The organism is Vibrio sp. 10N.222.52.C12, from assembly GCF_041474215.1.
In the GTDB taxonomy this organism is placed as follows: domain Bacteria; phylum Pseudomonadota; class Gammaproteobacteria; order Enterobacterales; family Vibrionaceae; genus Vibrio; species Vibrio crassostreae_C.
This window is the reverse complement of the sequence record NZ_JBFRTR010000017.1, coordinates 20,476-37,774: the sequence shown is the minus strand read 5'-3', so window position 1 is coordinate 37,774 and position 17,299 is coordinate 20,476. Positions and strand designations below refer to the sequence as shown.

The following is a 17,299-nucleotide window of genomic DNA, read 5'->3' as shown; positions in this document are numbered from 1 at the left end:
GCTTAGCAATGCCCCTTCTCTTGATATCAGCCAAGTATGGTCCGATCCCTACTATTGGCATGTAACGAAATTCAGTTTTTATCAGGCGACACTCTCAACGGTGCTGAGTGTTGGCTTTGCTATACCTATTGCTCATGCGCTGTGTCGTAGACAATTTTTTGGACGCGCTTTGTTGTTAAGGCTGTTCGCGTCGACCTTAGTCCTGCCAGTGTTAGTGGGTGTATTTGGCTTACTTGCGATCTATGGCAATAGTGGTTGGTTAGCTAAGTTTTTGGCGAACTTCGATATTGAATTGCCATTTTCCATATACGGATTGAATGGTATTTTGCTGGCGCACGTTTTCTTCAACTTGCCTTATGCCAGTCGCTTACTTCTGCAAGCGTTAGATACCGTGCCTGCCGAGCAACACAAGCTTTGTGCTCACTTGGGTATGAGTCATTGGAACAAATTCAGATGGGTTGAATGGCCTCGCTTAAGACAGCAATTGCCACATGTGTGTGGCTTAGTCTTCATGTTGTGTTTTACCAGCTTTGCTACCGTGATGGCGTTAGGCGGTGGACCCAAATCAACTACTATCGAGCTCGCTATTTATCAGGCGATTAAATTTGACTTTGACCTTCAAGCTGGTGCCTTGCTCGCGATATGGCAAATGCTGCTGTGTGGTGTGCTAGCGGTGAGCATTCAACGCCTATCGAAGCCTATTTCAGTGACGGCCAGTCAGTTGTCTGAAGAGAAATATTTGGTTAAGGACAGCTGGTGGTCAAAAGCTTGGGATAGCTTTTGGATCATCATAGTCTCAATGCTGGTATTGCCGCCATTAGCTATGGTTATCGTCAGTGGAATTAACTCGCAGGCATTAACCGTACTCAGCAGCGAGCCGTTTTGGGCGGCGTTAATGACCTCGGTTAAAGTCGCGTCATTAGCAAGTGTTATCGCAGTTGGTATTGGTACCGCCATACTACTGACTAGCCGAGCATGGCGTTTACAGAACAAGAATTTTCGAGCCGATAAAATCGAGCTGATTGGCACTATTATCTTAGTGACTCCGGGGCTGGTGATCAGTACGGGGATCTTCTTATTACTGCGTTCATTCACCGATGTCTTTAGTTTAGCTTTCTTTATCGTGATTGCCGTCAACAGCTTAATGGCGCTGCCTTACGTAATTAAAACCCTAGCTCAACCTATGCTGCATTTGTCTCAGCAGTATCAGTATGTGTGTGCAAGCTTGGGAATGACAGGTTTCACGCGTTTTAGGTTAGTGGAGTGGCGAGCACTGCGTAAGCCGATGGCGCAAGCCTTCTCGATTAGCTTTATGTTGGCGATGGGTGACTTAAGCGCGATTGCTTTGTTTGGTAGCCAAGATTTTAGAACTCTGCCTTTGTACCTATTCCAATTGTTAGGCAGTTATCAAATGGAAGCTGCGGCGGTGGTTTCTGTGAGCTTACTGTTATTGAGTGTCGGCAGCTTTAGCTTAATAGAATTCTTATTTACTCGAAGATCTAAGCTCGATGCTAAAGAATTAAGGAACCGATGATGTTAGTGATGAAAGATGTGGATTACCACTATCACAGAGAGTTGTTTAGCTTTGATTTTCAAGCTGAGCAGGGCGATATTGTTGCGCTTATGGGGCCGAGTGGCGCTGGTAAATCTACCCTGTTGGCGCTAATTGCGGGGTTTATCGAGCCTACATCGGGTGAGATTTCAGTAGCTGGGCAGTCGCTTATTGGTAAAGAGGCACACCAACGCCCGTTGGCGATGTTGTTTCAAGAGCACAACTTGTTTGCCCATCTCACGGTACGTGAAAATATTGGTTTAGGTCTGCACCCGGGATTAAAGCTTACTGCAACCCAAAAGCAAGCTGTGGAGCAAGCCGCAGCGCAAGTTGGCGTCGCTGAGTATTTGGATAGGTTGCCTGAGCACTTATCCGGTGGTCAACGCCAGCGTGTCGCGTTAGCGCGTTGTTTTGTTCAGCCACATGACATTTGGCTGCTTGATGAACCTTTCTCTGCGCTTGACCCTTTGCTGCGTGAAGAGATGCTTAGCTTAGTGAAGCGATTAGCGGCAGAGCGAAATATTACGGTCTTGATGGTGACTCACCATTTAGGTGACGCACGCAGTATCGCGAATAAGTTTGTGTTTGTGGCGCTAGGTAAGGTGTTGGTTGAAGACTCGATAGAGGCACTGACGGCGGATCATCCACAGGTAGAATTAAGCTCATTTGTTAAAGCGGGTGAGTGACGACTCATCACTTTTGTTTAATCTCTCTGATATTGAGTACGTAGAAAACAAAAAGACCTAGCATGCGCTAGGTCTTTTATTCACTCTATGAGTAAAGCGAGATAACGATTAGTCTTCTAGCTTTAGCTCTTTTAAGATTTGGAAGATCTCACGAGAAGACTTTGCAGGCTTGTTCGCTGATTTCTCTTTGTTAGCTTGGCGAGCTAGCTGACGAAGACGCTGACGGTCTGCTTCAGGGTACATTTCCATTACTTCTGAAATAGCCGCATCACCTTCAGCAACAACACGATCACGCAGTTGCTCAAGCTTGTGTAGCTCAGCTGTTGCTTGTGAGTGTTTGTTACGTACTTTATCCAAAGCCGCTTGAATTGGCTCAGGATCGACATTGCGCATTACTTTACCAATGTATTGAAGTTGACGACGCTTCGCTTCATTTTTAAAGCGTTGTGCATCTTTAATCGCTTGTGCCAAATCTTCAGACAGCGGAAATTTGTCTAATACAGAAGGCTTTAGACCAACAAGCTCTTCTCCCAGCTTTTGCAGGGCATCCATGTCGGTTTTCATTTCTGTCTTACTTACCCAGATGATTTCTTCTTCTGGTTCCCATGGGGCTTTTTGGTTTTTGCGAGCCATCTTTTCTGCCTATGTCACTATCTCAAACGAATATATTGCCTATTTTAGCAAGAATCTTGGGGAGAAAGCGAAATTCTTGTTATCCTACGTAATATTGACCTAAAAAATTAGAATAGATATGGATGTAAAACAGCAAGTCGCCCAGCAAAGAGTTGAGCTAGAAGCCGCAGTAGCTAAAGCGTTGGATATGGCATCAGTGAGTGCAGACGCAGCTGAGGTCGCTATTACTAAGTCAACGGGTTTAAGTGTTTCAACACGTATGTGTGAAGTGGAAAACGTTGAATTTAATAGTGATGGTGCGCTAGGTATTACTGTTTATCGCGGCCAGAAAAAAGGCAGCGCATCTACATCTGATCTGAGTGAAAAGGCTATTGCTCAAACAGTCGCGGCTGCGCTTGATATCGCTCAGTACACGTCTGAAGACCCATTTGCAGGTCCTGCAGCAAAAGAATACATGGTAAAAGAAATTCCAGACTTGGATCTTTTTCACCCTGATGAACCAAACCCTGACTATGCCGCTGAGATTGCGATTGCTGCTGAGAGGCAAGCGTTAGCTTATAGCGACAAGATCAAACAGAGTGATGGCGCAAGCTACGATAGCCACTATGGCGTTAAGGTTTATGGTAACAGCCATGGCTTACTAGCAAGCTACGCTTCAAGTCGCCATAGCACGAGCTGCTGCGTGATTGGGCAAGGCGCTAACGGTGAAATGGAGCGTGACTACAGCTACACCGTTGCACGTCACCGTGACGAGCTGTGGACGCCTGAGCGTGTGGGTCAAGAAGCTGCAGAAAAGACCATTAGCCGTTTGGATGCGAAAAAGCTACCAACAGGCCAGTACCCAATTATGTTCGCTAATGATGTGGCAACTGGCTTGATTGGTCACCTTGTTATGGCGATCAGTGGCGGTAACCTTTACCGCAAGTCGTCATTCCTATTGGATCATCTCGGTCAGAAAATCCTACCTGACTGGTTTAACATTTCTGAGCGACCACATATCTTGCGTGGTTTGGCTTCAAGCCCATTCGATAGCGAAGGTGTGTTCACTCAAGATCGTGAAATCATCACTGACGGTGTGCTAGCAACTTACCTACTAACGAGCTATGCCGCACGTAAGATGGATATGACGCCAACCGGTCATGCTGGTGGTATTCATAACTGGTTCGTTAAATCGACCGGTCAAAACTTTGAGCAGATGCTAAAAGAGTTGGGTACTGGCTTCCTAGTCACTGAAGTGATGGGCCAAGGCGTAAACACCGTAACGGGTGATTATTCACGTGGCGCTGCAGGTTTCTGGGTTGAAAACGGAGAGATCCAATACCCAGTATCAGAAGTAACAATCGCAGGTAACCTAAAAGACATGTTTACTCAGATTGTTGCTGTGGGTAACGACGTAGAAACACGTTCGCAAATTCAAACGGGTTCTATCCTGCTTGAGTCGATGAAAGTCGCGGGTGAGTAATTCAATTAAAGCGAATCTGATGAATTAAAAAAGGGAGCCGTGGCTCCCTTTTTGTTTTCTGTATTTCGCCAAAAATTGGCTAACTGCTTATGCTAACTAGATCAGTATGGTCGCTAAGCCTAGGAACACCGATAGGCCAATAACATCGGTTACTGTGGTCAGTGCCATACCGCCAGCAAGGGCTGGATCGATATTCATCTTCTTCAACATCACTGGGATAGTTACACCAGCAATACCTGCGACAATCAAGTTGGTCATCATCGCCGCTGAGATGATGCCTCCCAGTATCCAGTTACCTTTCCAAGCCACCACGATACCACCAATGATAACGGCCCATAGAACGCCGTTTAGGAAGCCGATGGCCGCCTCTTTGAGTAGTAGTTCGCGTTTGTTACTGTCACCGATATGACCGAGTGCCAAACCACGAATCACCAGAGCAACGGTTTGGTTACCCGCAACACCCCCCATCGAAGGCACGATAGTCATCAGAACCGCAATCGCTGCCATTTGATCGAGCGTTGCTTCAAACATGTTTGATACAGATGCTGCCGCCAGTGCTGCGAGTACGTTAGCACCAAGCCACACACTACGACGACGAGCAGATTTTACGACCGGTGCGAAGGTATCTTCGTCATCGTCCATACCCGCCATACTCATCATTGAGTGTTCGGCATCTTCACGGATAACATCAACCACGTCATCGATGGTGATACGACCAACAAGGTGCTGGTTACTATCGATGACAGGCGCAGAAACCCAGTTACGACGTTCAAACAGGCTCGCGATATCTGACGCACTGGTTTCTACCGCGATCGCTTCGTCGGCATCATCCATCACTTCTGAAACAGGGACATCAGGTTGAGTCGTTACTAGCGTGGTAAGTGATAGGTTACCGATAAGACGTTCTTCTTCATCAATAACATACAGAGCATCAGTTGCATCCGGCAGTTCGCCACGCATACGCATGTAGCGCAATACAACGTCAACATCGACATCACCACGAATCGTGATTACGTCGGTGTTCATGATCGCACCCGCTGAATCTTCAGGGTACGACAGGGCAGTTTCAACTAATGCACGATCGACGGAGTCCATTTGAGAAAGGACTTCGCGAGAAACATCGTCGGGTAGGCTTCGAAGTACGTACGCGACGTCATCGGTTTCCATACCTTCGGTTGCTTCTGCCAAGGTCTCAGGTGCCATTTTCGACACAAGAGCATCTTTGACGTCTTCGTTTAGTTCATCAAGAATTTCACCGTAGTCTTCAGGATCGGTGAGTTGCCAGAGTACGTCACGACTTTTGCGAGGGGAGGCTTCTAAAAGGTGTGCAATATCTTCAGGCTCCATGTCCTGAAGTTGTCGGCGTACGTGAACAAATCGGCCGTTTTCTAGGGCTTCGCTGACTTCTTGGAGGGTTTGGTGAGCTTGGTCGAATTCTAATTGCTCTGCCATATTTTCCTCCTATCTCATTATTCTAACAATGGTTGGAATAGTAACTTAATTCTGGGGCTTATTTAAATCATAAACTTAGATAGAACTAAGATTTAATATTGGTTGGTTCGTTGTTTGAGTCTTAGGCGTTGTGAGTGAAGCGTTTTCGCTACTCACCCTCATCAAACTTGTCTTCAATGAGATGACAGACGGCATCCAGTGCTTGCTGTGAATCGGTACCTGCAGCTTGAATCGTAATATGTTGCCCTTGCGCTGATTCCAGCATAAGTAACCCCATTACGCTGTCTGCTGTTGCTGTTTTATCTTCTTCGCTATGGATAGTGATGGTTGCATCAAAGCTTTGTGCAAGCTCAACCAACTTTACGGCTGCTCTAGCGTGAAGACCCAAGCGATTTTGGATCAGTACAGTTCGAGTTAATTCCATGGTTAGCCCTGTTGGTGCTTCTCTAGGGAGGCGTGTCTGATTTGAACTTGATGGCCAAGTTGCTCAAAGTACTCACCAATTTTCTGGGTTAGATAAACCGAGCGGTGTTTGCCGCCAGTACAGCCAATCGCGACCGTTAGGTAACTGCGATTGTTCTTCTCTAACATTGGTAACCACTGTTCAACAAAGCCTTGGATCTGTTGCTTGAGTTCCAGAACTTCTGAGTGTTCTTCTAGAAAGGAGTGAATTGGTGCATCTAGCCCGGTTAGTGGTCGTAGTGCAGGTTCCCAGTGAGGGTTTGGTAAGAAGCGAACATCAAACACGTAGTCGGCATCACTTGGCAAGCCATACTTAAAACCGAAAGATTGAAAGACGATGATCAGCTCTTGCTTCTCTTTGCCTTCAACTTTAAATCGAACCTTTTCACTCAATTCGTAGAGGTTGCAGTCACTGCTGTCGATCACAATGCTGGCGTGCTCTGCGAGAGGTGTCAGAAGTGTCTTCTCTAAATCAATCGCTTGCTCAAGAGAGAGCTTTTCTTGGCCAATTGATAAAGGGTGGATTCTGCGGGTTTCGCTGTAGCGCTTAAGGAGTGTCTGCTTGCTGGCATCGAGGAACAATACATCAACATCGATGTTTGTAGCTGACTCGAGTTGCTCGAGCGTGTCGGTGACTAACTGAGGCTCTTTCGGTAGGTTACGTATATCAATACTTACCGCAACGTTTTGGTTGCTTTCGCGTACCGATTCGACAAAGTTGTTGAGCAGGTTTACTGGTAGATTATCGACACAGTAATACCCCAAGTCTTCTAGGACTCGTAACGCAACACTTTTACCGGCCCCTGATTGGCCACTAACCACGATTAATCGCATGTTATTGCTCGCAAGTTGGCACTTGAATCATGATGTCGTAAAGCTCTTGATCGCTCTGAGCATTACGCAGCTGTTTAAGAGTCTGCTTGTCGTTTAGTCGTTCTGCCATACAAGAAAGGGTTTTTAGATGCTCTTTGCATTGTTCGCTAGGAACAAGCAGGGCAAATAGTAGGTCGACAGGACGATTATCAATCGCATCAAATTCGATAGGATCTTGGCATTGCAGTAATACAGCTATCGCTTTATCACTGACATTCATACGAGCATGGGGAATCGCGATACCATTACCAATACCGGTACTGCCCATCTTCTCACGGCTCAACATACACTCAAATAGCTCTGTTGAATCTTGACCGCAGCTCTCAGCTGCTATCTGGCTGATGAGCTCAAGGGCCCTTTTTTTGCTTGTGCATTGGACTGCACTTTTGGTGCAGTCCAATGAAAGTACTTCGCTTAATTGCATGTTAGTGACTACTTAGCTTTTCTTTGTGCTTGTTGAGTTGGCGGACGAGTTTATCAACCAATGAATCAATCGCGGCATACATGCTTTCATCTGTTGCTGTCGCATGGATTTCCCCCTGATTTATATGCAGGGTAGCTTCTGCGATTTGATTGATTTTCTCAACTTTTAAAACAACCTGAACGCTATTGATATGATCAAAGAAGCGCTCAAGTTTGTCGAATTTGGTGTGAACATAGTCTTGCATTGAATCGGTAAGATCAACGTGATGGCCTTGAATATTGATTTGCATAGACTTTCCTTTTCAGTTGGTTGCCTGATCATAGTTGCTAAGTAACTAGCGACTAAATGAGCTTATAGCAGGCGTTTACGCTGACTCGATGGGGCAATGCCCAGAGACTCACGGTATTTCGCTATGGTACGTCTAGCTACCTGAATTCCTTGGTCAGCCAGTAAAGCAGCAATCTTACTATCACTTAGAGGCTTCGCGGTATTTTCCGCTGCGACAAGCTTCTTGATGAGTGCGCGAATTGCTGTAGATGAACATTCACCGCCATTGTCAGTGCTGACATGGCTTGAGAAAAAGTATTTGAGCTCGAAGATGCCACGTGGCGTATGCATGAATTTTTGAGTCGTCACACGAGAGATCGTGGATTCGTGCATATCAACAGCTAACGCAACATCATTAAGAACCATTGGCTTCATCGCTTCTTCGCCATGTTCGAAGAAATCACGCTGATGTTCAACAATGCATCGCGCAACTTTGAGTAGCGTCTCATTTCGGCTCTCTAGGCTTTTAATTAACCACTTTGCTTCTTGCAAATTTGAGCGGATGTATTGATTGTCGGCGCTGTTGCCTTTACTGCCCAGATCAGCGTACTGCTGATTCACTTTCAACTTAGGCACGCTATCAGGGTTAATGGTCACTAACCATTTGCCAAGGTCTTTGAAGACAGATACATCTGGAACCACATACTCAGTTTCATCCGGAGTAATCTTACTGCCAGGACGAGGGTCCAGCTGTTGAATCAGTTGCAAAACTTCACGTAGTTCTGCTTCTTTCAACTTGGTCTCTTTGATAACCAGTTTGTAATCGCGATTGCCGAGTTGGTCGATATGGCTAGTAAGTACTAACTTAGCTTCGTTAAGCCAAGGCGTATCTTGGGGAAAGGTTGCCAGTTGCAGTAACAAGCAATCTTGCAGGTTGACTGAACCGACACCTAGCGGATCAAACTGCTGAATTCGTTTACGTACCGCTTCAATTTCATCAAGCTCGATCTCTTCATTGTCGAAGTTTTCAAGGATGTCTTCACAAGTTACAGTGAGGTAGCCGTAGTCGTCGATGGCATCGATTAATGCAAAAGCGATGCTTCGGTCGGTGTCAGTGAATGGCGTTAAGTCGAGTTGCCAAAGTAGGTAATCGTGCAGGCTTTGAGTGGTTTCGCCTTGATAAACCGGCATGTCGTCATCAATCGCAATACCCGTGTTACCGGTGTTCGCGCTGTAGACGTCTTCCCAAGTTGTGTCGATTTCTAGTTCGTTGCCAATCTCTGATTTTTCGATTAAGTCTGAGCTATCAGGTAAGTCTTGCTCTGTGGCTTCAACAGTTTCTTTTTCGTCACTGCTAGGTTTTTCTTCCGATGTTGGCGTATCTTCATTGCCTTCTTCGACATCGAGTAGTGGGTTAGATTCAAGTGCTTCTTGAATCTCTTGCTGCAAATCTAAAGTAGACAATTGCAACAAACGAATCGCTTGCTGCAATTGAGGAGTCATTGCTAACTGTTGGCCTAGCTTAAGTTGTAATGAGGGTTTCATTCAGTGTGACTTACCTAGTTATTATTCTTAGAACTCTCGATACTCTCTATATAATCATAGACGGAATTGTTCGCCTAGATAAACTTGTTTAACTTGTTCGTTATTGAGAACATCTTCAGGAGTACCCTCAGCGATCAGGTGTCCTTGGCTTACGATGTAAGCTTTTTCACACACGTCTAATGTTTCACGAACGTTGTGGTCGGTAATCAAAACGCCCAAGCCGCGATCACGCAGGTGAACAATGATTTTTTTGATATCGATTACTGAGATCGGGTCAACACCGGCGAATGGTTCATCCAATAGAATGAACTGCGGGTTTGCTGCTAGTGCACGAGCAATCTCTACACGACGACGCTCACCACCCGACAGAGCCATACCATTGCTGGTGCGGATATGTTGGATGTGGAACTCTTCTAGCAGGTCTTCCAGCTTATCTTGGCGTTGTTCGTTGGTCATTTCATCACGGGTTTGTAAAACCGCCATGATGTTGTTCTCTACGGACAACTTACGGAAAATCGATGCTTCTTGAGGCAGGTAACCGATACCAAGACGAGAGCGGCTGTGCATTGGTAAGATACTGATGTCTCGGTCATCAATGCTGATGGTACCTTCATCACGCGCCACCAAACCAACAATCATATAGAAAGATGTGGTTTTACCTGCACCGTTAGGCCCAAGCAGACCGACGATCTGGCCTGACTCTACCTGTAAGCTTACATCGGTAACAACCTTACGTTTACTGTAGGTTTTCGCTAGGTTTTTTGCTTTAAGAACAGCCATCGTTACTTATTCACTTCCGTTGGTTGTAAAACCGTTGACACTCGTTTGTTTTCACCACTGTCAGCGACTAATTTCTGAGAACCGATCTGGTAAGTGATCTTAGAACCACGAATGATGCTGCCATCTTGAGATAACATCGCATTCTTAGTCATGATCAGTCGGTCGGCAACAAGCTGGTAGTGCAGGTCGTCAGCTTCACCGTAGAGTGTCTTACCGTCGTCAGTAAGCTGAGAGAAGGTTGCTGGCTTACCGAAGCCTTGAATTTCTTCAATCTCACCGTTTACGGCGTTACGAGTAACAATAACCTTATCGGCATTGATATTGATGCTGCCTTGTTTAAGGTTCACATCACCAAGGAAAGTCACTTGGTTACTTTTCATATCCAATTGCTGGCTGTCTGAGTCAATGTAGACAGGTTGCTCACTATCCGAAGACAGAGCATAGACATTAGGTGCCGCAAGGGTCAAAGCGAATAAACTAAGGTGTAAGAGTTTCATATCTACCTTGAACAGAATTAAAGAGGGTTGCATTGTTGGTACCGAAGTTACCTTTCATTGCTTGTCCCTCAGTTTCAAAAAATGTACCGATCATATGGACCGGAGTCTCTGAATAAAAATCTCGGCTAGGCAGCTCAACAACCATTTTATCTGTGGTCATTGTATCGAAGCTGGCTTCTGGCAACAGGTTCTTTGCCACGACGTTGTCATAAAACGTGACAACTTGATTCTCATCCATAATCGCGCGATCAGCGGTGACTTGCCATTCAATCGTGTGCCCTTCACGGAATACCGAAAGAACTGGGTTTTGAAAGTGCGTATCGCCAACTACTGAGTAGTGTTCTAAATACGTCGATTCAACCTGATAGCTGCGAATACCGCTTTCGTCGTAGCTAATGTTGTTCAGGCTTTTGCCACTAAACGCGGGCAGCTCCAAATTTGGAGCCACTTGTATCGTTGATGTTTGCTCTTTGTCGTACAAGTAATAGGTCGACCAAGAGGCAATAAATATGAGTATTAAATAGATAATACGAGTAAAACTCATATGCTTAAACCTTTATGCACGTCGAGTTCATTTCTTGCTTGTAAAATAAGGTCACAGACTTCACGTACCGCGCCATGACCACCGTTAATGGTTGTCACGTAGTTTGCACGCTTTGCAAGTAGCGGGTGCCCATCTGCCACACAGACCTTCAAGCCAACTTTTTCCATTACAGGCCAGTCAATCAGATCGTCTCCGATGTAACCTGTATTTTCAGGGTTTACAGAAAGCTTATCGCAAATATCTTGGTATGCCTTAACTTTATCGTCTTGACCTTGATAAATCAGCTTAATGCCTAGAGCGGTCATACGATTCTCAACAATTTGAGATTTGCGACCCGTGATGATCGCGATTTCAATGCCTGCGTTCATCAGTGATTTGATACCGTAACCGTCACGAGTGTGGAAGGTTTTCAGCTCTTCACCGTTGTTGCCCATGTAGATGCGACCATCAGAGAAGACACCATCGACATCGCAAATCAGCAGTTTGATCTCTTTTGCAATTGCAAATACATCTGAATTAACAGTGCCGTATAGAGTTTCGACTGTCTGTGTCATTACATTACTCCTGCTTTCAGTAAGTCATGCATGTTTAACGCTCCGACTAATTTACCTTCTTGGCATAACATCAGGCCATTGATGCTCTTCGCTTGCATCAAGTTTAAGCCCTCAACCGCGAGCATGTTTGGCTCGGCTACCGTCGGGTTTAGCGTCATCACATCACCGATCTGCGTGTTATGGATATCAACGCGTTTGTCTAAGATACGGCGTAAATCACCATCGGTAAAAATACCGGCCATTTGGCCATCTTCACCAACGATTGCTGTCATGCCTAAGCCTTTCTGAGATATCTCTAGTAGAGCGTCTCTTACTAGTGCGTCGGGTGCTACAACAGGAAGTGAATCGCCTGTGTGCATGATGTCGTCGAGCTTCAACAGCAGCTGACGACCTAAAGCGCCACCAGGATGAGACAGGGCAAAGTCTTGAGCGGTGAAGCCTCGAGCCTGCAAAAGTGCAACGGCTAATGCATCACCCATGACCAAAGTCGCCGTGGTGCTTGTTGTTGGTGCTAAGCCCAGCGGACAAGCTTCTTCCGGTACTGAAATTTGTAAATGGATATCAGACAGGGTTGCCATGTTTGATGCTGGCTTGCCTGTCATGCTGATGATCTTGATGCTCAGACGCTTTAACACAGGAAATAGGCTGAGGATTTCTCCCGATTCGCCGGAGTTGGATATTGCAATCACAATATCACCAGGTTCGATCATGCCTAAGTCGCCATGCGCCGCTTCGCCTGGGTGAACAAAGAAAGCCGATGTCCCGGTACTTGCCAATGTTGCTGCGATTTTGTTGCCAATGTGGCCTGATTTACCCATGCCCATCACAACGACTTTGCCTTTGTTGTTCAGGATAAGGTCGCAAGCTTTACAAAAATCATCATTAAAATATTGGTCTAATTGAGTGAGACCTGCAACTTCGGTTTCCAAAACTTGTTTTGCAACGCTGCGGTAATCAAATGGCTGAGACATCAAATACTCCAAGTACGGGAAGTTAAATCAACAATTAAGCCGACATGTTCATTAATAGGTAACTTTGGTAGGCCACGAACGTCACAATTAACACGCCGCCTTCAATACGATTCACACTACGAGATTTTCCTAGTGCCATCACAACAAGTAGTAGCGATACGCCTAGCATTACCCAGAAGTCACGACCCATAGCGAACTCGCTCAAGATCGAAGGGTTTAGGATGCCCGGGATACCCATAACAGCAAGGATGTTGAATACGTTTGAACCAATGATATTACCTACAGCCATATCATCTTCACCCTTCATAACGCCGGCTAGTGATGCTGCAAGTTCAGGAAGGCTAGTACCAACAGCAATGATGGTTAAACCAATGACAAGGTCGCTCATGCCGAAGAACTTCGCGATGATCACAGCGTTATCTACCAGCATATCAGCAGCTAAAGGTAGGACGATTAGACCAATCACGACCCACATTGCAGCCTTAGGGTTACTTACGCCTTCAGGGATCTCTGATTCTTGCTCATCAAGGAAAGCATCGCCGTTCTTTTTCTCGCTGCGGCTGATTTGCAACATAGCAAACAAAAACGCGGCAAAAAGAACAAACAACAACACGCCTTCATAGAAGCCTAAATGGTTATCCCACAATAGGGCGCCCGCTAGCAGAGTGACACCGATCATTAATGGTAGTTCACGACGAATCACGCCTGAGCTAATCGATAACGGCTTGATAAGGGCTGTAATACCTAAAATCAGCGCGATGTTGGCGATGTTAGAGCCCAGTACGTTGCCTACAGCTGTATCTGTTTTGCCATCAAGGGCTGCTGTCGCAGAAACCATCATTTCAGGAGCCGAAGACCCCATTGCTAAGATCGTCATACCGATAACTAGTGGTGAAATACCGAAGTTGCGAGCAAGAGCAGCGGCACCGTAAACCAGCTTATCTGCACTCCACACCAAAAAACCTAGACCGATAATAAGAAACGCAATCGCTTCAAGCATGATGATTCCTAAAAAATTAATAAAAACGGAGAATTAACCGCTAATTTTGACCTGTTGCTAGATAAAAGGGAAGTCACTCGGCAAATTAATTACCAGTTAGCAGGCAAGAAAGAGAGCTCAATAGATAATTTCCTAATGCTTTCAAATCCCTGCATAGATTCCTGTTTAATATGAATTAATTGAACAGTGCTTTTAATTCTAAAGTAGACTCATTATTATTGCAGCCATAATTGGCGTTTTTTAAAGCAAGGAAACAACAAAAATATGTTGAACACTGAGCTTGTGAAAGTTAAGAACCTCAGCTTCTCACGCGGTGAGCGCGTGATCTTTGATGACATCAGTTTAGAGGTGCCTCAAGGCAAGATAACCGCCATCATGGGGCCGTCTGGGATCGGCAAAACGACTTTACTGCGTTTGATCGGTGGGCAACTGCCGCCAGATGAAGGCGAAATTTGGTTTGATGGCGACAACATCCCTGCATTATCACGTCGAAAGCTGTATCAAGCACGTAAGAAAATGAGCATGCTATTTCAATCGGGTGCGCTTTTTACGGATCTCAATGTCTTTGATAATGTGGCGTTTCCACTGCGAGAGCACACTGAACTTAATGAAAAATTCATTCGTACCATCGTATTACTTAAGCTTGAAGCGGTAGGATTACGAGGGGCTGCGCAATTAATGCCGAGTGAGTTGTCCGGCGGTATGGCGAGACGAGCAGCGTTAGCTCGTGCGATCGCGCTGGATCCAGAACTTATCATGTACGATGAGCCGTTTGTTGGCCAAGACCCAATCACTATGGGCGTATTGGTTGAATTGATCCGAAACCTCAATCAAGCCTTGGGCTTAACCTCGATTGTCGTTTCTCACGATGTGCCTGAGGTGATGAGTATTGCTGATTGGGTTTACCTCATGGCAGATAGCAAGATCATTGCTGCTGGAACACCTGATGAGTTGTACAACAATAGCGATCCGAGAGTGCAGCAATTTTTGCAAGGCGAAGCCGATGGTCCAGTACCATTTAGATTCCCTGCAAAGAGCTTAGAAAAGGATTTGTTTTAATATGATTGTTAAAACTATTGCGGGTGTCGGTAAGCGTACACTTGCGATCTGTGAGTCATTTGGTCGAGCAAGCCTGATGTTATTTGGGGCTTTGTTTGGCATCCCGCGACTAAAAAACTTCCCCTTATTAGTAAAACAACTTTATAGCGTTGGCGTTCAGTCATTGGCTATTATTTTAGTTTCGGGTCTGTTTATCGGCATGGTGCTCAGCCTGCAGGGCTATATCGTGTTAATTGACTACGGCGCTGAGGGAAACCTTGGTCAAATGGTCGCACTTTCACTGTTGCGTGAGTTGGGGCCTGTGGTGACTGCGTTATTATTTGCAGGTCGAGCTGGTTCAGCACTCACGGCAGAGATTGGTTTAATGAAGGCAACAGAGCAGATCTCAAGCCTTGAGATGATGGCCGTTGACCCTCTTAAACGCATTATTGCACCACGTCTTTGGGCCGGGCTTATCTCAATGCCATTGCTTGCTATGATCTTTATGGCGGTAGGTATTTGGGGCGGTCAACTGGTTGGTGTTGATTGGAAAGGCATTGATCACGGCAGTTTCTGGTCTGCGATGCAGTCTTCAGTAGAACTTGGTCGAGATATTGGTAACAGCATGATCAAATGTATGGTCTTCGCTATCACCGTAACTTGGATCGCACTTTTCAATGGTTATGACGCAGTACCGACTTCAGAAGGTATCAGTCAGGCAACCACACGCACTGTAGTGCACTCTTCTCTAGCGGTACTAGGGCTAGATTTTGTTCTTACCGCATTGATGTTTGGGAATTAATCATGCAACAAACTCGAAAATTAGAATTATGGGTCGGCACCTTTGTTATTGCCGGAATTTGCGCAATCTTAATCATGATCTTTCAAGTCGCTGACGTAAAAGGCATAGGTTCGAACCATACTTACAATCTAAAAGCGACCTTTGACAACATTGGCAGCCTAAAAGTTCGTTCTCCAGTGAAAGTGGGTGGCGTCGTTGTTGGACGAGTTAAAAGCATTGAGCTTGATACCGAGAGCTACCTTCCTGTCGTTGAACTGTCTATTGACGGGAAGTACTCACAATTTCCAGATACCTCTAGTGCTCAAATTTTAACATCTGGCTTAATTGGTGAGCAGTACATTAGTCTGGTTCCAGGCTTCATTTTTGATGATGAAGAGATGTTGGTCGATGGTGATTCAATTGAAGACACTAAGTCAGCATTGGTACTAGAAGATTTGATTGGCCAAGTGCTGTATAGCGTTGGTGGTTCTAATGACAGCGAAGCTAAGGAATAAGATAATGTTGAAAACTATTAGTTATTTAAAAGCTATTGGTTACTTGAAATCAATGTTTATGGCGGCAATGGCGTTGCTTATTTCTACCCAAGCCTTTGCTGCAGAATCGATTGACCGTACTCAGCCTTACCAGATGATGACTCAAGTTGCCGAAGTGGCATTTGAGCGTTTGAAGAGTGAACAAGACAACATCCACCAAGATCCAGAGTTATTGAAGGTCATCGTGGAAGAAGAGTTGATGCCTTATGTGAATGCACAATATGCAGCTCTTAAGTTACTTGGACCAAACTTGAAAGGCGCGGATAGAAAAGACGTGGGCGTGTTTATCGATTCATTCCGTAAATACCTTGTTTCTTCTTATGCCCAAGTGCTGACTCAATACACAGATCAGACGATTGAATTTGGTCCAGAACCAAAAATCAAAGCGGATAGCCGCATTACCAGTATCAAGGTCGACATCATCGATACGCCGCGACCAAACATTAAGCTTGAATTTAAGCTTCGCAAAGACAAGAAATCTGGCGAGTGGAAAGCATTTGATATGGTTGCCGAAGGTATTAGCTTGTTGTCGAGCAAGCAATCGGAGTGGAATACTAAGATTCGTCAAGAAGGCATCTTACAAGTTGCAGACGAACTAGAGAAATTAGCCGCACAACCGATTCGTTTTGAGAGTAACAAATAATGAGCCATTCTCAATGGCAAGCACTAAGCTCTAAAGAGTATCAACTGTTCGGTGATTTAGACCGAGACAGTGTCCCTGCAATCTGGCGTATATTGGAAAAGTGGCAAACGACGGAATCGAGCGTTGAAATTGACCTTAGCCATATAAATCGAGTCGATTCAGCAGGAATGGTGATGCTAATTCACTTATTAGAGCATGCAAAAAATCAAAACTGTCATATAATGCTCAGTTTCGTGCCAGAACAATTACGAACGTTGTTCCAATTGAGCAATATCCAGCCAATGATGGCAGAACACATAAAAAATTAGGCAGGAGCTATTTGTGGACAGCACAAAAGTACAAGAATTATTAGCAGAAGCACTGAACCTTCAGGAAATTTTCGTGAAAGGGGAAGGCAGTCATTACGAAGTTGTTGCGGTTGATCCATGTTTTGACGGCATGAATCGAGTTAAGAAGCAGCAACTAATCTACGGCCCACTAATGGAATACATTCAACGCAATGACATCCATGCTCTTTCTATTAAGGCTTTCACGCCGGAAGAGTGGGAACGTGATAAGAAACTGATGTCACTTTAAGGTTT

Annotated in this window: 22 protein-coding genes; 9 read left to right on the top strand and 13 right to left on the bottom strand. The window is 45.3% G+C overall.

The window, feature by feature from the left end; genetic code table 11:
• Window positions 1-1,534, top strand: a 1,534-nt coding sequence (thiP, locus tag AB4623_RS03730) for a thiamine/thiamine pyrophosphate ABC transporter permease ThiP (RefSeq protein WP_372145775.1), incomplete at its 5' end; no start/stop codon positions are given.
• Window positions 1,534-2,238 (top strand): thiamine ABC transporter ATP-binding protein, encoded by a 705-nt coding sequence (gene thiQ / locus AB4623_RS03725; RefSeq protein WP_372145774.1) that lies wholly within the window; start codon window positions 1,534-1,536, stop codon window positions 2,236-2,238. The genes thiP and thiQ, both read left to right, overlap by 1 nt.
• Window positions 2,239-2,346: 108 nt before the next feature.
• Here the strand turns inward: thiQ and yjgA are convergent, their stop codons facing one another.
• The gene (yjgA, locus tag AB4623_RS03720) at window positions 2,347-2,871 is read right to left on the bottom strand and encodes a ribosome biogenesis factor YjgA (RefSeq protein WP_017058909.1); all 525 of its coding nucleotides are present in this window, start codon (window positions 2,869-2,871) and stop codon (window positions 2,347-2,349) included.
• 118 nt (window positions 2,872-2,989) lie between these two features.
• Between yjgA and pmbA the strand changes: the two genes are divergently transcribed.
• The gene (gene pmbA, locus AB4623_RS03715) at window positions 2,990-4,333 is read left to right on the top strand and encodes a metalloprotease PmbA (protein WP_371706358.1); all 1,344 of its coding nucleotides are present in this window, start codon (window positions 2,990-2,992) and stop codon (window positions 4,331-4,333) included.
• Between the two features lie 96 nt (window positions 4,334-4,429).
• Here pmbA and mgtE read toward each other — a convergent pair whose 3' ends face one another.
• The 12 genes from mgtE to AB4623_RS03655 form a co-directional block, all read right to left on the bottom strand.
• Window positions 4,430-5,785, bottom strand: a complete 1,356-nt coding sequence (mgtE, locus tag AB4623_RS03710) for a magnesium transporter (protein WP_017058911.1) — start codon at window positions 5,783-5,785, stop codon at window positions 4,430-4,432.
• A gap of 148 nt (window positions 5,786-5,933) precedes the next feature.
• A complete protein-coding gene (locus tag AB4623_RS03705) occupies window positions 5,934-6,209 on the bottom strand; it encodes an HPr family phosphocarrier protein (RefSeq protein WP_017066670.1) in 276 nt (91 codons plus the stop codon).
• Between the two features lie 2 nt (window positions 6,210-6,211).
• Window positions 6,212-7,081, bottom strand: coding sequence for an RNase adapter RapZ (rapZ, locus tag AB4623_RS03700; protein WP_017063735.1), 870 nt, complete (start codon window positions 7,079-7,081; stop codon window positions 6,212-6,214).
• Window position 7,082: 1 nt separating this feature from the next.
• Window positions 7,083-7,544 (bottom strand): PTS IIA-like nitrogen regulatory protein PtsN, encoded by a 462-nt coding sequence (gene ptsN, locus AB4623_RS03695; RefSeq protein WP_004738707.1) that lies wholly within the window; start codon window positions 7,542-7,544, stop codon window positions 7,083-7,085.
• Window position 7,545: 1 nt separating this feature from the next.
• Window positions 7,546-7,833: a ribosome hibernation promoting factor gene (hpf, locus tag AB4623_RS03690; protein WP_009847742.1), complete on the bottom strand. Its 288-nt coding sequence runs from the start codon at window positions 7,831-7,833 to the stop codon at window positions 7,546-7,548.
• Window positions 7,834-7,895: 62 nt separating this feature from the next.
• Complete coding sequence (locus AB4623_RS03685; protein ID WP_017058913.1) at window positions 7,896-9,356, bottom strand: RNA polymerase factor sigma-54; 1,461 nt, start codon at window positions 9,354-9,356, stop codon at window positions 7,896-7,898.
• Between the two features lie 54 nt (window positions 9,357-9,410).
• Window positions 9,411-10,136 (bottom strand): LPS export ABC transporter ATP-binding protein, encoded by a 726-nt coding sequence (gene lptB, locus AB4623_RS03680; RefSeq protein ID WP_004735304.1) that lies wholly within the window; start codon window positions 10,134-10,136, stop codon window positions 9,411-9,413.
• Between the two features lie 2 nt (window positions 10,137-10,138).
• On the bottom strand, window positions 10,139-10,633 hold the full coding sequence (gene lptA, locus AB4623_RS03675; protein ID WP_017058914.1) for a lipopolysaccharide transport periplasmic protein LptA: 495 nt from the start codon (window positions 10,631-10,633) through the stop codon (window positions 10,139-10,141).
• Complete coding sequence (gene lptC, locus AB4623_RS03670; RefSeq protein WP_004735306.1) at window positions 10,614-11,177, bottom strand: LPS export ABC transporter periplasmic protein LptC; 564 nt, start codon at window positions 11,175-11,177, stop codon at window positions 10,614-10,616. Before lptC ends, lptA begins: the two co-directional genes overlap by 20 nt.
• Entirely contained in the window at window positions 11,174-11,731 is a 558-nt protein-coding gene (gene kdsC, locus AB4623_RS03665; RefSeq protein WP_017058916.1) for a 3-deoxy-manno-octulosonate-8-phosphatase KdsC, read from the bottom strand. The genes lptC and kdsC overlap by 4 nt, the downstream gene beginning before the upstream one ends.
• Window positions 11,731-12,702: an arabinose-5-phosphate isomerase KdsD gene (gene kdsD, locus AB4623_RS03660; RefSeq protein ID WP_017058917.1), complete on the bottom strand. Its 972-nt coding sequence runs from the start codon at window positions 12,700-12,702 to the stop codon at window positions 11,731-11,733. The genes kdsC and kdsD overlap by 1 nt, the downstream gene beginning before the upstream one ends.
• Window positions 12,703-12,736: 34 nt before the next feature.
• Window positions 12,737-13,702 carry a calcium/sodium antiporter gene (locus AB4623_RS03655; protein WP_017063737.1) on the bottom strand — a complete coding sequence of 322 codons (966 nt, stop codon included), beginning with the start codon at window positions 13,700-13,702 and terminating at the stop codon, window positions 12,737-12,739.
• A 264-nt stretch (window positions 13,703-13,966) separates the two neighbouring features.
• Between AB4623_RS03655 and mlaF the strand changes: the two genes are divergently transcribed.
• Genes mlaF through ibaG form a run of 6 tightly spaced genes read left to right on the top strand, consistent with a single transcriptional unit; the run spans window position 13,967 to window position 17,294 of the window.
• Window positions 13,967-14,761 (top strand): phospholipid ABC transporter ATP-binding protein MlaF, encoded by a 795-nt coding sequence (gene mlaF, locus AB4623_RS03650; protein ID WP_086971486.1) that lies wholly within the window; start codon window positions 13,967-13,969, stop codon window positions 14,759-14,761.
• Window position 14,762: 1 nt separating this feature from the next.
• A complete protein-coding gene (gene mlaE / locus AB4623_RS03645; RefSeq protein ID WP_372145771.1) occupies window positions 14,763-15,542 on the top strand; it encodes a lipid asymmetry maintenance ABC transporter permease subunit MlaE in 780 nt (259 codons plus the stop codon).
• 2 nt (window positions 15,543-15,544) lie between these two features.
• The gene (mlaD, locus tag AB4623_RS03640; protein WP_017058921.1) at window positions 15,545-16,036 is read left to right on the top strand and encodes an outer membrane lipid asymmetry maintenance protein MlaD; all 492 of its coding nucleotides are present in this window, start codon (window positions 15,545-15,547) and stop codon (window positions 16,034-16,036) included.
• A 52-nt stretch (window positions 16,037-16,088) separates the two neighbouring features.
• On the top strand, window positions 16,089-16,718 hold the full coding sequence (locus AB4623_RS03635; protein ID WP_120459707.1) for a phospholipid-binding protein MlaC: 630 nt from the start codon (window positions 16,089-16,091) through the stop codon (window positions 16,716-16,718).
• A complete protein-coding gene (locus AB4623_RS03630; RefSeq protein WP_017058923.1) occupies window positions 16,718-17,026 on the top strand; it encodes a lipid asymmetry maintenance protein MlaB in 309 nt (102 codons plus the stop codon). The genes AB4623_RS03635 and AB4623_RS03630 overlap by 1 nt, the downstream gene beginning before the upstream one ends.
• Before the next feature lie 13 nt (window positions 17,027-17,039).
• The gene (gene ibaG / locus AB4623_RS03625; protein WP_017058924.1) at window positions 17,040-17,294 is read left to right on the top strand and encodes a BolA family iron metabolism protein IbaG; all 255 of its coding nucleotides are present in this window, start codon (window positions 17,040-17,042) and stop codon (window positions 17,292-17,294) included.
• The last annotated feature ends 5 nt before the right edge of the window (window positions 17,295-17,299 follow it).

What these genes read in the sequence shown, in the direction of transcription:
- AB4623_RS03630 (WP_017058923.1), top strand. Translation starts at nt 16,718, where the DNA reads ATGAGCCATTCTCAATGGCAAGCACTAAGCTCTAAAGAGTATCAACTG.
- lptC (WP_004735306.1), bottom strand. Translation starts at nt 11,177, where the DNA reads ATGAGTTTTACTCGTATTATCTATTTAATACTCATATTTATTGCCTCT.
- kdsD (WP_017058917.1), bottom strand. Translation starts at nt 12,702, where the DNA reads ATGTCTCAGCCATTTGATTACCGCAGCGTTGCAAAACAAGTTTTGGAA.
- hpf (WP_009847742.1), bottom strand. Translation starts at nt 7,833, where the DNA reads ATGCAAATCAATATTCAAGGCCATCACGTTGATCTTACCGATTCAATG.
- mgtE (WP_017058911.1), bottom strand. Translation starts at nt 5,785, where the DNA reads ATGGCAGAGCAATTAGAATTCGACCAAGCTCACCAAACCCTCCAAGAA.
- AB4623_RS03705 (WP_017066670.1), bottom strand. Translation starts at nt 6,209, where the DNA reads ATGGAATTAACTCGAACTGTACTGATCCAAAATCGCTTGGGTCTTCAC.
- lptA (WP_017058914.1), bottom strand. Translation starts at nt 10,633, where the DNA reads ATGAAACTCTTACACCTTAGTTTATTCGCTTTGACCCTTGCGGCACCT.
- pmbA (WP_371706358.1), top strand. Translation starts at nt 2,990, where the DNA reads ATGGATGTAAAACAGCAAGTCGCCCAGCAAAGAGTTGAGCTAGAAGCC.
- thiQ (WP_372145774.1), top strand. Translation starts at nt 1,534, where the DNA reads ATGTTAGTGATGAAAGATGTGGATTACCACTATCACAGAGAGTTGTTT.
- mlaD (WP_017058921.1), top strand. Translation starts at nt 15,545, where the DNA reads ATGCAACAAACTCGAAAATTAGAATTATGGGTCGGCACCTTTGTTATT.
- lptB (WP_004735304.1), bottom strand. Translation starts at nt 10,136, where the DNA reads ATGGCTGTTCTTAAAGCAAAAAACCTAGCGAAAACCTACAGTAAACGT.
- AB4623_RS03635 (WP_120459707.1), top strand. Translation starts at nt 16,089, where the DNA reads ATGTTTATGGCGGCAATGGCGTTGCTTATTTCTACCCAAGCCTTTGCT.
- mlaE (WP_372145771.1), top strand. Translation starts at nt 14,763, where the DNA reads ATGATTGTTAAAACTATTGCGGGTGTCGGTAAGCGTACACTTGCGATC.
- yjgA (WP_017058909.1), bottom strand. Translation starts at nt 2,871, where the DNA reads ATGGCTCGCAAAAACCAAAAAGCCCCATGGGAACCAGAAGAAGAAATC.
- AB4623_RS03655 (WP_017063737.1), bottom strand. Translation starts at nt 13,702, where the DNA reads ATGCTTGAAGCGATTGCGTTTCTTATTATCGGTCTAGGTTTTTTGGTG.
- rapZ (WP_017063735.1), bottom strand. Translation starts at nt 7,081, where the DNA reads ATGCGATTAATCGTGGTTAGTGGCCAATCAGGGGCCGGTAAAAGTGTT.
- kdsC (WP_017058916.1), bottom strand. Translation starts at nt 11,731, where the DNA reads ATGACACAGACAGTCGAAACTCTATACGGCACTGTTAATTCAGATGTA.
- ptsN (WP_004738707.1), bottom strand. Translation starts at nt 7,544, where the DNA reads ATGCAATTAAGCGAAGTACTTTCATTGGACTGCACCAAAAGTGCAGTC.
- mlaF (WP_086971486.1), top strand. Translation starts at nt 13,967, where the DNA reads ATGTTGAACACTGAGCTTGTGAAAGTTAAGAACCTCAGCTTCTCACGC.
- AB4623_RS03685 (WP_017058913.1), bottom strand. Translation starts at nt 9,356, where the DNA reads ATGAAACCCTCATTACAACTTAAGCTAGGCCAACAGTTAGCAATGACT.